13 protein-coding genes are annotated in these 12,939 nt (G+C 35.9%); 10 read left to right on the top strand and 3 right to left on the bottom strand.

The features are described 5' to 3' along the window. Positions 1 to 95: 95 nt before the first annotated feature. The 6 genes from scpA (at position 96) to phnF (ending at position 5,355) form a co-directional block, all read left to right on the top strand. On the top strand, positions 96 to 839 hold the full coding sequence (gene scpA / locus GFJ36_RS21075) for a segregation/condensation protein A (RefSeq protein WP_001199757.1): 744 nt from the start codon (positions 96 to 98) through the stop codon (positions 837 to 839). Positions 840 to 997: 158 nt separating this feature from the next. Next, positions 998 to 1,570 carry a segregation/condensation protein ScpB gene (gene scpB / locus GFJ36_RS21070; protein ID WP_000375162.1) on the top strand — a complete coding sequence of 191 codons (573 nt, stop codon included), beginning with the start codon at positions 998 to 1,000 and terminating at the stop codon, positions 1,568 to 1,570. Positions 1,571 to 1,648: 78 nt separating this feature from the next. Continuing rightward, a complete protein-coding gene (locus tag GFJ36_RS21065) occupies positions 1,649 to 2,551 on the top strand; it encodes a ComEC/Rec2 family competence protein (protein WP_001257286.1) in 903 nt (300 codons plus the stop codon). A 207-nt stretch (positions 2,552 to 2,758) separates the two neighbouring features. Further along, positions 2,759 to 3,901 carry an N-acetylglucosamine-6-phosphate deacetylase gene (nagA, locus tag GFJ36_RS21060; RefSeq protein WP_002107769.1) on the top strand — a complete coding sequence of 381 codons (1,143 nt, stop codon included), beginning with the start codon at positions 2,759 to 2,761 and terminating at the stop codon, positions 3,899 to 3,901. Between the two features lie 4 nt (positions 3,902 to 3,905). Further along, positions 3,906 to 4,694, top strand: coding sequence for a glucosamine-6-phosphate deaminase (nagB, locus tag GFJ36_RS21055; protein WP_001024205.1), 789 nt, complete (start codon positions 3,906 to 3,908; stop codon positions 4,692 to 4,694). Beyond that, positions 4,624 to 5,355 carry a phosphonate metabolism transcriptional regulator PhnF gene (gene phnF / locus GFJ36_RS21050; RefSeq protein ID WP_002194085.1) on the top strand — a complete coding sequence of 244 codons (732 nt, stop codon included), beginning with the start codon at positions 4,624 to 4,626 and terminating at the stop codon, positions 5,353 to 5,355. The genes nagB and phnF overlap by 71 nt, the downstream gene beginning before the upstream one ends. Before the next feature lie 70 nt (positions 5,356 to 5,425). Here the strand turns inward: phnF and GFJ36_RS21045 are convergent, their stop codons facing one another. After that, positions 5,426 to 6,232 (bottom strand): Cof-type HAD-IIB family hydrolase, encoded by an 807-nt coding sequence (locus tag GFJ36_RS21045; RefSeq protein WP_046956417.1) that lies wholly within the window; start codon positions 6,230 to 6,232, stop codon positions 5,426 to 5,428. Between the two features lie 165 nt (positions 6,233 to 6,397). Between GFJ36_RS21045 and glcT the strand changes: the two genes are divergently transcribed. The 4 genes from glcT to ptsP all read left to right on the top strand — a co-directional run bounded on the left by glcT (position 6,398) and on the right by ptsP (position 11,761). Beyond that, positions 6,398 to 7,246: a glucose PTS transporter transcription antiterminator GlcT gene (gene glcT / locus GFJ36_RS21040; protein ID WP_001067321.1), complete on the top strand. Its 849-nt coding sequence runs from the start codon at positions 6,398 to 6,400 to the stop codon at positions 7,244 to 7,246. 339 nt (positions 7,247 to 7,585) lie between these two features. Next, complete coding sequence (gene ptsG, locus GFJ36_RS21035; protein WP_000473194.1) at positions 7,586 to 9,649, top strand: PTS glucose transporter subunit IIABC; 2,064 nt, start codon at positions 7,586 to 7,588, stop codon at positions 9,647 to 9,649. Between the two features lie 136 nt (positions 9,650 to 9,785). After that, positions 9,786 to 10,049, top strand: coding sequence for a phosphocarrier protein HPr (gene ptsH, locus GFJ36_RS21030; RefSeq protein ID WP_000411080.1), 264 nt, complete (start codon positions 9,786 to 9,788; stop codon positions 10,047 to 10,049). Next, positions 10,049 to 11,761 carry a phosphoenolpyruvate--protein phosphotransferase gene (gene ptsP / locus GFJ36_RS21025; protein ID WP_000174214.1) on the top strand — a complete coding sequence of 571 codons (1,713 nt, stop codon included), beginning with the start codon at positions 10,049 to 10,051 and terminating at the stop codon, positions 11,759 to 11,761. The genes ptsH and ptsP overlap by 1 nt, the downstream gene beginning before the upstream one ends. A 97-nt stretch (positions 11,762 to 11,858) precedes the next feature. Here the strand turns inward: ptsP and GFJ36_RS21020 are convergent, their stop codons facing one another. After that, complete coding sequence (locus GFJ36_RS21020; protein ID WP_000468033.1) at positions 11,859 to 12,224, bottom strand: DUF3915 domain-containing protein; 366 nt, start codon at positions 12,222 to 12,224, stop codon at positions 11,859 to 11,861. Between the two features lie 196 nt (positions 12,225 to 12,420). Beyond that, on the bottom strand, positions 12,421 to 12,639 hold the full coding sequence (locus tag GFJ36_RS21015; protein ID WP_088064340.1) for a hypothetical protein: 219 nt from the start codon (positions 12,637 to 12,639) through the stop codon (positions 12,421 to 12,423). Positions 12,640 to 12,939: the final 300 nt, after the last annotated feature.

Below are 12,939 nucleotides of genomic sequence, written 5' to 3'. Positions count from 1 at the left end.
GGTCTATTTTTAATTAAATTTCTTAAAAAGGTTGGATAGAACATGAGTATGCTCTATACTTATGTTGTTATAGAAAAAATGTGGTGGGATGCTTTGTGCAGTATAATTTTAAAGTAGAGGCTTTTGAAGGGCCTTTAGATTTATTGTTACATTTAATACATCGTTATGAAATTGACATATATAATATTCCTGTAGCGGAAATTACAGAGCAATATTTATCTTATGTTCATACGATGAAAGAACTACAATTAGATGTTGCAAGTGAGTATTTAGTAATGGCTGCGACTTTATTACAAATTAAAAGTAAAATGTTGTTGCCGAAACATGAAGAAGATGTACTTGATAACGGTGATGACTTTATAGATGATCCTCGTCAAGAATTGATGGAGAGGTTAATTGAATATAAGAAATATAAGCAAGTTGCTACTGAGCTAAAAGAAAGAGAACAAGAAAGAGCACAGCTATATACACGTCCGCCAATTGATTTTACATCGTTACAACAAGAAGAGGAGACAAACTTGCCTCTTGATGTTACGTTATATGATATGCTAGCGGCATTTCAAAAATTAATGCGCCGTAAAAAAGCAAAGAAACCTGTAACAACACGTATTACTCGTCAAGAAATACCAATTGAAAAGCGCATGATTGATATTTTAAAACAGTTAGAAATACAAGGTGGTCGTCAAAGTTTTTATGATTTGTTTGTTGATGATGAACGGGAAATAATGGTTGTAACATTTTTAGCGGTTCTTGAGCTTATGAAAAATCAACAAATCATAATTGAACAAGAACATAATTTTGATGAAATTTTCGTATCAAGCTCTACTAAATCTGCATAGATTTAGTATGGAAAATGGGATGGGAATAATATATCTCATGCTAGGTTTGAATGTATCGTTTGGAACAAGAGAAAAAATATTGAACCGAACGCATTGATTGTGATTCGGTTTTTTGATGTGTATTTTTATGGAGAAAATTGGAGGAAGGAGCTCGTAAAATGGATAGAAAAGAACAGAAATCAATCATTGAAGGGCTTTTATTTGTTTCTGGTGATGAAGGGATTTATCCAGAACAAATAGCGAAAGTGCTTGAGATTGAAGGAAATGAAGTAATCGATATTTTAGAAGAAATGCAAAAAGAATGTGAAGGTGCACACCGCGGTTTGCAAATTGTACAGTATGCAAAAGTATATCGTTTTGCTACAAAGAAAGAACATGCTTCGTACTATCAAAAATTAATAGATATCCCAACAGCTGCTTCACTTTCTCAGGCTGCTTTAGAAACGTTAGCGATTGTGGCATATCGTCAACCTATTACAAGGACTGAAATGGAAGAGATTAGAGGGGTGAAAACCGATAAGGCGTTACAAACGTTAGTTTCACACTTACTTATAAAAGAAATGGGAAGAGCAGAAGGGCCAGGGCGTCCTATTTTATATGGAACAACGAAAGAATTTTTGGATACATTTGGATTGAAAACATTAGATGATTTACCGGCACTTTCTGAAGAGAATGAACAAATGAATGAAGCAGATTTATTCTTTGGTTCTTTACAGGAGATATCGAAATAAAAGCTTAGCATTTTGCTAAGCTTTTTTTGTATATCAATTATATACCGTGCCATACTAATTGAAAAAAGGAGACGAGTTATGAGAAGTATGCGAGGTATTTTATTGTTAGTTTCTGTTTTGTTATGCTTTTCTTTAAATAGTGCATCGGCTAAAAGATATATGATGTCTATTCATACCGCGTCTCCTTTACATATGCAGCGGCAACATTTTGGTAAAATGAAAGTGAGTTTTTTAAAAGTTGGACAAGGTGATGCGACACTTATCACATTGCCAAATGGACAAACGATGTTAATTGACGGGGGACCTTATGAAGCCGGAGAGGTTATCATTCAAAAACTAATCGAAAAAGGGATTAACCATTTAGATGCTATCGTCAGTACGCATCCTGATATGGATCACATTGGAGGACTTATTCCGATTGTAGAGCAAATGCCGGTATCGCTTATATTAGATAGTGGAAAAACATATAGTTCTTTTACGTATCACACATACCGGAATCATATTAAAAAAAGAGGAATTCCTTTCGTTTCAGTAAAAGAGGGACAATACATACCGCTAGATCCGCATGTTTCCATACAAGTATTAAACAATGGGAAATCAAAAGATGAAAATAATGAATCTTCAATTGTGTTGAAGGTACGATACGGAAAAGCGGATTTTTTACTAATGGGTGATGCTGATGTGCGGACGGAAACTGAAATATTAAAGCAATTTGATGTACATGCAGATGTGTTAAAGGTGGGACATCATGGCTCCTATACTTCAACAAGTGAAATGTTTATAAAAAAAGTAGAACCACAGTTTGCGATTCTTTCATATGGAAGCAGAAATCCGTATGGACATCCGCATCAAAGTGTAGTGAGACGCTTAAAACAGCATGGCATAATGATATATGGAACAAATAAACGTACAGTAGAAATGGAAACAGACGGCGAGCATATTACAATAGGCTCTAGTGGATTAATGCCATTACTTAAGTGAGTAATATGATAGGGGATATTCTCCCTTTTTGGAAAACTGAATAACATATATTATAATTGCAAGAGACGTACTAAGTTTCCTTTTTGTTAAACAAAGAGGAAATTTCATCCGAATGTCTAGACAACTACTCGTGCATATATTAAGATGGAATTAGGCGAATAAGGTAATAATAACAAGTAGGTATTTCATGGGAAAGGATCGATGAAAATGAAAACGCAAGTTGTCATCAATGCCAAAATTTATACAGGTCAAGAAGTAGTGGAAAACGGATTTATTCGTTACGCAGAAACAATTAAAGAAATTGGTTTGATGGCTCAATATGTATCACAAGAAAATGAAGCGGTTTTAGATGCAGCAGGGAAGATTGTGATTCCAGGTATGATTGATGTTCATATTCATGGTGGATACGATATTGATGCGATGGATGCAAATAGCGATGGATTAGTAACTCTAGGTAAAGAAATGTTAAAAGAAGGAGTTACAACTTACTTTCCAACAACAATGACACAAGCTCCAGAAGCAATCGAAGCGGCACTACATGCTGCGAAGGAAGCAAAAGAAAAAGGAGCACATTTCGAATATATTCACTTAGAAGGACCGTATGTTTCAAAAAAACGTGCAGGTGCACAACCACTTGAACATATTGTTCCTGCGAATATTGAACAATTTAAACAATGGCAGGAAGCAAGCGGGAATCTAATTAAATTAGTAACATATGCACCTGAAGAAGAAGGTGCGTTAGAGTTTGAGCAGTATCTTGCTGAAACTGGTGTTGTTGGCACAATGGGGCATACAGATGCAATTGATGCGCAACTAAAAAATAGAAACATTACACATGCAACGCATTTATACAATCAAATGCGTGGATTACATCACCGAGAACCAGGAGTTGTTGGTCATGTGTTATTAAATCCAGATGTAATGGTTGAAGTAATTACAGATGGTATTCATATTCACCCTGATATGGTGAAATTAGCATATAAATTAAAAGGACCGAAAAAAGTAAGTGTTATTACTGACGCAATGCGTGCAAAAGGTCTTGAAGATGGATTATATGAGCTTGGCGGACAGCCAGTACATGTAAAAGATGGTAGTGCTCGATTAGAAGATGGAACGTTAGCTGGTAGTATTCTAAAAATGGATCAAGCTTTCCGAAATGTAATTGAATTTACAGGTTGTTCAATCGAAGATGCAGTACTGATGACATCAGTTAACCAAGCAGAAGAGTTTGGATTAAATCATAAAGGTGCATTAGCGGTAGGAAAAGATGCAGACTTTGTTGTGATGAATGAAGATTTACATGTATATGATACGGTTCGTTTAGGAATTCATATGAAGGAAGGGAAGTAATTAAATGAATATTCTTGTTGTAAAAACTCCAGAAGAACTAGCAGAAGCAGGGTATAAATTAATTGAAGAAGTTGTAAAAACAAAAGAAAATCCAACATTAGGAATGGCTACAGGAAGCTCTCCATTAGGTATTTATGCAGAAATGCGAAAAAATAAACTTGATACAAGCCGTGTAACCACTGTAAACTTAGATGAGTACGTAAATTTACCACATGAAGATAAAAACAGCTATCACTATTTCATGCAAGAACAGTTGTTTGATCATCTTCCATTTAAACAAACTTATGTACCAAACGGGATGGCAAGTGATTTAGAGGAAGAGTGCAAACGTTACGAGGGCATTCTAGCTGCTAACCCAGTTGACCTACAGATTCTTGGAATCGGTGAAAACGGTCACATCGGATTTAACGAACCAGGAACACTGTTTAATTCTCCAACAAACATTGTTGAATTAACAGAATCTACACGCCAAGCAAACCTTCGCTTCTTCGAAAAAGAAGAAGATGTGCCAACGCATGCGATTACAATGGGAATTGGAAGCATTATGAAAGCGAAACAAATTCTACTTGTTGCTATGGGTTCTAAAAAGGCAGAAGCTGTGAAAGAATTATTGCAAGGTGAATATAGCGAAGCGTGTCCTGCTACAGTTTTACAACGTCATCCGAATGTAACCGTAATCGCTGATCAAGAAGCTCTATCTTTATGCAGTGAGGCGATTGCTGATGAACATCGACAAGTATTCACCATTTCCGATCTATTATCAGATTCAAGAGTGGGTGAAACAGCTAATTGAGGACGGCGAATGGAAGCCGGGAGATAAAATCCCATCTGAGAATGAACTTTGCGATAAGTTCGAAGTGAGTCGTATGACAATCAGACAGGCGATTAATAATTTAGTGGAACAAGGTTATTTATATCGGAAACGTGGAATCGGTACGTTTGTCCAACTTCCGAAAGTGGAACAAAAATTGCAAGGAATGACGGGATTCACAGAAGATATGATTTCTCGTGGGATGAACCCAAGTAGTCAATTACTTAGTTTCCGCCTAGTTCCAGCTACTGCGAAAATAGCAGACCGGTTGAGAATACAGGAGGGAGAGTCGGTTTATGAAGTGAGGCGTATACGTTTAGCTGATGATGAACCGATTGCTTTTGAGACGACATATTTGTCGCCAGCTCTTGTAAAAGATATTAACGAAGAAATATTGCAACAATCTTTATATGAACATTTAGAGAAAAAACTGGGCTTTAAACTTGTTAGCGCTACTCAATCAATTGAAGCTTCAATTGCAACGGATAATGAAGCTGAACATCTGCATATTCCTAAAAAGGCGCCAGTGCTTGTAATGCGTCAATGGTCATATTCAGAAGGTGAAGTACCGTTAGAGTATGTGAAATGTATTTATCGTGGGGATCGTTATAAGTTTATTACAAACATCGCACGTAACAAATAATATATTTCAGTTCGTGAAGTACAGTTAATGTCAAATTGTTTAACATGTAAAGAAAAAATACGACTCATCCTTACAAGGAGTGAGTCGTATTTTTATTATGAGTAATTACGTGGTTAACAGCATCTTTAACTGTATTTACTACATAGTGAGCGTGTTCTTTTACTGCTTCATCTGCTTGAGACATAGCAAAACTGTGAGGAGTTAAAGAAAACATCGGGATATCATTATAAGAATCCCCTATGCAAGCAACTTCCTCTGGTTGTAGTTGAAACTCTTTTAATAAAACAGAAATAGCAGCCCCTTTACTAATATTAGGTGGCATTACATCTAAACATTGTTCTGCTGAAATGAATGTACTAACTTTTCCGTGGAATTTTTCATCAATTTTTTTCTGAAGGAGTTGTAAGCTTTCCTTTGTTCCACCGACAGAGATTTTATTTGGGAAAATTGTATCATCAATTTTCTGTAATAGATGCGGTTCTTCAACAGAAGTCATCGTTACTTGTTGTTCAAGCTCATGAATGAACGGTGTTTTCTCTTCAATGTAATAATTATGCTCATCACTTACATAACGAAAATAAGGATCTTCATTTGTCATTGCTAACAGATCAGGTAGAATACTCGAATCAAATGTTGCGGATAATAGTTGCTTGTTTTCATGTGTGTACACGAAAACACCATTTACACTAATACGATGGAAATTTGTATTTACAGCTTTCATTAAGTCTGCAATTTCATTATCCAATCGGCCAGAAGCGAAACAAAGAATAACATTTTGCTCAGCAAGACTACGAAGTGCTACAATATCTTGTTCGTCAATTAGCCCTCCGTGTTGCATCATTGTACCATCGATATCACTTACAAACATTTTAATCATGTTGTTATCTCCTTTCTATGTACAGTTGCTCTTACATTATACGCATCATATATAAACATGTCTAAAAAATGAATTTTTATGAAATGGTAGATGTTTTACATTGACGACAAAGAAGAATGTTCTGTAACATAAAAGCAGGCTATTTAAGTACGAGGGTGGTGTTATATGAATAATTATCTAGAAATTAAAAAAGTTTTAAATAATAATGTCATCATTGCTAGCCATCCTGAACATGAGGAAGTAGTAGTGATTGGTAAAGGGATTGGATTTGGGAAAAAAGCGAAAGATGTATTGGAGCAAGAACAAATTGAAAAAATGTTTGTTTTAAAAAATGAACGTGATCGTGAACAATACAAACTGTTAGTGCCGCATGTGAGTGAAAAACTAATTGAATTAATGAATGATATTATGTTCTACATTCAAGAAAAAGCAAAATCACCATTGAATGAACATATTCATATCGCTTTAACAGATCATATTTCTTTTGCGATTAAGCGGTTAAAACAAGGACTTACAATTGATAATCCTTTTTTAGTTGAAACGAAAATGCTCTATCCAGAGGAATATGAAATTGCTGAAGGTGTTGTAGACCTTTTAAATTCTCGTTTACAAATTACATTGCCAGAAGGAGAAATTGGTTTTATTGCACTCCATATTTACAGTTCGCTTACAAATTCAGATTTATCTTCAGTTAATCAAAACTCTCGTCTCATTGCACAGCTCGTATCTTTAATTGAGACAAACTTACAAATTACATTAGACCAAGAAAGTATCCACTATTTACGCCTTATCCGTCATTTACAATACGCAATTGAACGGGTAAAAAAAGGGGAAAAAGTAGAGGAATCACAAAGTTTTGCTGATTTATTAAAGGCAGAATATCCTGTCTGTTATAATTTAGCTTGGAAGCTAGTTAAGGTCATGCAAAAAGAATTGCAACTTCCTGTGTATGAAGCAGAGAGCATATATTTAACGATGCACCTGCAGCGCTTAGTGAAAGCAGAGCATGTGTAAAAAGACATATATTTTTGTCTAAAATGAAAACGTTAAAAAAAATCATTGAATCGCTTACAATAGTTATGTATAATAACTATTGCAAAGTTATACAAATTTCGACAAACACATTAAGGTAAGTAACGAAAACGTTTGCCTTAATTATAGTGAACTTATACGTAAACCTATTTTTGACACGTGTTACTGATTCGATCAGGCATGAGTGGAGAAAAGCAAGGAATGTAAGCTTGAGAAAGGGATATACTACCCTTTGTATAGCTATCGTTCTATCTTTTTTTCCTCATGTCTTTTTGGCGTTTGTCGGAAGGTATCAATATAGATAAGAGAGGAAGGGTTTCCATGTTTAAGAAGATCTTTGGTGTTCTTCAAAAAGTCGGAAAAGCGTTAATGCTTCCAGTAGCGATTTTACCGGCAGCAGGTATTTTACTTGGATTTGGTAATGCATTTCAAAATCCACAGTTAACAAATGTTATTCCTGCTTTAAAAGCAGATTGGTTCGTAATGGTAGCAAAAATTATGGAACAATCTGGTGATATTATTTTCGCTAACCTTGCATTATTATTCGCAGTTGGGGTAGCAATTGGTTTAGCTGGTGGAGACGGAGTAGCTGGATTAGCAGCGTTCGTCGGCTACTTAATTATGAACAAAACGATGAGTGTGTTCTTAGAAGTAGATAAGCTAGTAAAAGTAACAAGTTCTGGAGCAGACCCAGTAAAAATTGGATTTACAGATCCAGCATATGCAAACGTATTAGGAATTCCAACGCTACAAACGGGAGTGTTTGGTGGTATTATCGTCGGTATAGTAGCGGCATATTGCTACAATAAATACTTCAACATTGAATTACCATCATACTTAGGTTTCTTCGCAGGTAAGCGTTTCGTACCGATCGCAACTGCAACATTCTCTTTAGTAGTAGGTATAATCATGTGTTTCATTTGGCCATATATTCAAGGTGGCTTAAATACGTTCTCACATCAAATGATTGATGCAAATAGAACATTAGCAGCATTCATATTCGGTTTAATTGAACGTTCATTAATTCCATTTGGATTACATCATATTTTCTATTCACCGTTCTGGTTCGAATTCGGTCAGTATACAAATGCAGCTGGCGAATTAATCCGTGGTGACCAAAAAATCTTTATGGCACAGTTAAAAGACGGTGTAGAATTAACAGCAGGTACATTTACAACTGGTAAGTATCCGTTCATGATGTTCGGTCTTCCAGCAGCAGCATTAGCAATGTACCATGAAGCACGTCCAGAAAATAAAAAATTAGCAGCTGGTATTTTAGGTTCTGCTGCATTAACATCTTTCTTAACAGGTATTACAGAACCACTTGAATTTTCATTCTTATTCGTAGCACCAGTACTATTCGGAATTCACGCAGTATTCGCTGGTCTATCATTTATGACAATGCAAATTTTAGGTGTTAAAATTGGTATGACATTCTCTGGTGGTTTAATCGACTTTATGTTATTCGGTGTACTGCCAGGCCGTACAGCATGGTGGTGGGTAATTATTGTTGGTCTTGTACTAGCAGTTATTTACTACTTCGGATTCCGCTTTGCAATCCGTAAATGGGATTTAAAAACACCTGGTCGTGAAGTAGCAAATGCAAATGACGGCGCAGGTAAAACAGAAGCAGGAGAACTTCCACGTGAAGTATTAGTAGCACTTGGTGGTAAAGAAAACATTGCTTCTTTAGACGCTTGTATTACTCGTTTACGTGTTCAAGTTAACGAACAAAAGAATGTAAACAAAGATCGCTTAAAAGAGCTTGGAGCAGCTGGTGTACTTGAAGTTGGAAATAACATTCAAGCTATTTTTGGACCGAAATCTGACACATTAAAATCACAAATTCATGATATTATGTCAGGTCGTACACCTCATGTTGAAAAAGAAGAGCCTGTAAAGGTAGAAGAAACTCCTAAACAAGTTGATGAAAACGAAACAATCGTATCACCAATTGAAGGGAAAATCTTACCGATTACAGAAGTACCTGATCAAGTATTCTCAGGAAAAATGATGGGAGACGGATTTGCAATCGAGCCAACAGAAGGAACAGTAGTTTCTCCAGTTAACGGTGAGATCGTCAACGTATTCCCTACAAAGCATGCGATTGGTATTCAATCTGAAGGCGGAAAAGAAATTTTAATCCACTTCGGTATTGATACTGTAAAATTAAATGGTGAGGGTTTTGAAGCACTTGTAGCACAAGGCGACAAAGTGAAACAAGGACAACCATTATTAAAAGTAGATCTTGCATTTGTAAAAGAAAATGCACCATCTATCATTACACCAATTGTCTTTACGAATTTACAACAAGGACAACAAGTCGAATTGAAAAAAGATGGAAATGTTAAGAAGGGCGAAAACGCTATTATTGACATTCAGTAGGAATTTGACGCAAAATGTTTATAATTATAATAGGCGATGTGGTTGACCGAACATCGCCTATTATATACAATAGATGATGTAGTACTCACGTCTATACAACTAAAAAAATACTGTAATTTAAAGGAGATAAATTATCATGGAAAAAATCTTTAAAGTAACTAGCGACTCAGGAATTCATGCTCGTCCAGCAACTCTACTTGTAAACACTGCAAGCAAATTTGGTTCTGACATTAACTTAGAGTATAACGGAAAAAACGTTAACTTAAAATCAATCATGGGCGTTATGTCTTTAGGCATTCAACAAAACGCAGAAATTAAAATCACTGCAAATGGTGATGATGCAGCTCAAGCACTAGCAGCTATCGAAGAAACTATGAAAAACGAAGGATTAGGAGAATAATGACTCTTAACATTCAAGGGATCGCTGCATCAAGTGGGATTGCTATTGCAAAGGCTTTCAGACTTGAGAATCCTGAATTTAACATCGAAAAGAAATCAATTACAAACGAAGCTGCTGAAATTGCACGCTTAGACGCTGCGCTTGAGAAAGCAAAAACTGAATTAGAAGCAATTAAGGACCATGCTTTTGCTGAGCTGGGTGCCGATAAAGCTGCGATCTTTGAAGCACATTTATTAGTGTTAAATGATCCAGAACTAGTAAACCCAGTAAAAGATAAAGTAAATAGTGAAAAAGTAAATGCTGAATTTGCAATGGATGAAGTTGCATCAATGTTTATTTCTATGTTTGAAAATATGGATAACGAATATATGAAAGAACGTGCTGCGGACATTCGTGACGTAACAAAACGCGTTCTTGCACATTTACTAGGAATTAACTTCTCAAACCCTGGTACAATTTCTGAAGAAGTAATCATCATTGCTGAAGATTTAACACCATCTGATACAGCTCAGTTAAACCGTAAGTATGCAAAAGGTTTTACAACTGATATCGGTGGACGTACATCTCACTCTGCAATTATGGCTCGTTCTATGGAAATTCCTGCAGTTGTTGGTACGAAAGTTGTTATGGAGAAAATCCAAAACGGCGATATCGTAATCATCGACGGTTTAGATGGAGAAGTAATTGTAAATCCATCAGAAGAAACTCTTCGTTCTTTTGAAGAAAAGAAAGCGAAATTTGAAGAGCAAAAAACTGAATGGGCAAAATTAAAAGACCAAGCTACTGTAACAAGTGATGGACATCACGTTGAGCTTGTTGCAAATATCGGAACACCAAATGATGTACAAGGTATTATCGATAATGGCGGAGAAGGCGTTGGTTTATACCGTACAGAATTCTTATACATGGGCCGTGACAATCTTCCAACAGAAGAAGAGCAGTTCGAAGCGTATAAAGCAGTTCTTGAAGGTGTAAAAGAAGGTCAACCTGTTGTTGTTCGTACACTTGACATCGGTGGAGATAAAGAGCTTCCATACTTACATTTACCAAAAGAAATGAACCCATTCTTAGGATACCGTGCAATTCGCTTATGTCTTGATGAGCAAGATGTGTTCCGTACACAACTTCGTGCATTACTTCGTGCTAGCGTATACGGTAACTTAAAAATTATGTTCCCAATGATTGCAACTCTTGATGAGTTCCGTCAAGCGAAAGCAATCTTATTAGAAGAGAAAGCGAAACTTGTAGAAGCGGGGACAACTGTTTCTGATTCAATTGAAGTCGGTATGATGGTTGAAATCCCAGCTTCAGCAGTATTAGCAGATCAATTCGCAAAAGAAGTTGATTTCTTCTCTATCGGAACAAATGACTTAATCCAATACACAATGGCTGCAGACCGTATGAACGAACAAGTAGCTTACTTATACCAACCATATAACCCATCTATTTTACGTCTTGTAAAAATGGTTATCGATGCGGCTCATAAAGAAGGCAAATGGGCTGGTATGTGTGGTGAGATGGCGGGCGATTCACTTGCTATCCCATTATTATTAGGATTAGGTTTAGATGAGTTCAGTATGAGTGCAACATCTATTCTTCCTGCAAGAACACAACTAAGCAAGTTGTCAAAAGCAGAAATGGAAACATTAGCAGAAAAAGCATTAATGATGTCAACTGCTGAAGAAGTTGTTGAACTAGTTAAAAGCATATAATCAATAAAAAAACCTGAGTCGATTTGAAATCGGTCTCAGGTTTTTTCTATGAGAAAAGTAAATCTTATTTTCTTACTATAGAGGATAAGGAACGGAATTAGATAGCGATAGCAACGATATCAGTTGGGCATACACGTAAAATACCAGTAAAAGTATTTCGATTTTGATTGTTCTTATCGTCTTTATTATTATCTTTATCGTCTTTGTTATTACGAGCTAAAGCAGAGAAAAGAGCAACGCCGTTAGCGAAACCTTCAAAAATTACATTGTTGAATGTTCCGTTACCTCTAATGCTTAAAAGAGAAAGTTCTGTTCCAACTGAAATGCTAGCAAGTACGTTACATACAGCTGGTTGTTGTGGTTTTACCTCTCTCTCTTTCTCGCGATGGTCACGATGGTCGCACTCTCTTTCACGATGATGACAGTCTCTAAAGTTATCACAGCATCCAAATGATCCAAACATAATCCTCATCACCCCCTTCACACTTATAATCTATGTAAGTTCGGTAGTGAGTGACTGGACAGAGAGTGGAATTTTTTCTGGGGGATTTTCTCATTTTAAAAGACTAGCTGGGTGTTTAGTACGGAATGATGTTTAAAATAGGGGAAATATCACAAAAAAGTGTAAAGACCACCGAAATGAATGAAATAGGTAGGCTTTACACTTTTTTACTTTTATATAAAACGATGATATATACAGGGAGAGCTAAGAGTAGTGGTGCAATGGATCTTGCAGTATGTTTTTCCGCGTCTAATTTGAACGCTTCTTCTTTTGGGAATTGTAACACTGATATGTTTGTAGCATCGCCAATAAAATATAACAGCAGTACAGTTACTATGTAACTTAAAAGTGCGATAAAGCTTCCGTATGAACTCAATGAAAATCCCTCTCTTGTTATCTATTTGTTATCATTGTATCATAATTGTAACAAAAACACACGGTTATATTTCGATACTTTAACAAAATTCGACACGAAACGCCATTTATGTGTATGGGAATAGCATGAAGTTTACTGTTTTTTTATGTATAGATGTCGAATAATACATTGTAATATTACGGGTGTGTGACAGAATAAAAAAGAAACGAAGGTAATTTCATTACCTTCGTTTCTTTTTTATTCTGTATTAAAGAGCAGTAACCCCCCCACCTCAAAATTCAGCGAAAGCAAAGAAGTTAG

Source organism: Bacillus sp. EE-W1, from assembly GCF_009760835.1.
GTDB lineage: Bacteria > Bacillota > Bacilli > Bacillales > Bacillaceae_G > Bacillus_A > Bacillus_A wiedmannii.
Note: the sequence above shows the minus strand (reverse complement) of the source record. Positions and strands in the feature narration are given on the sequence as shown.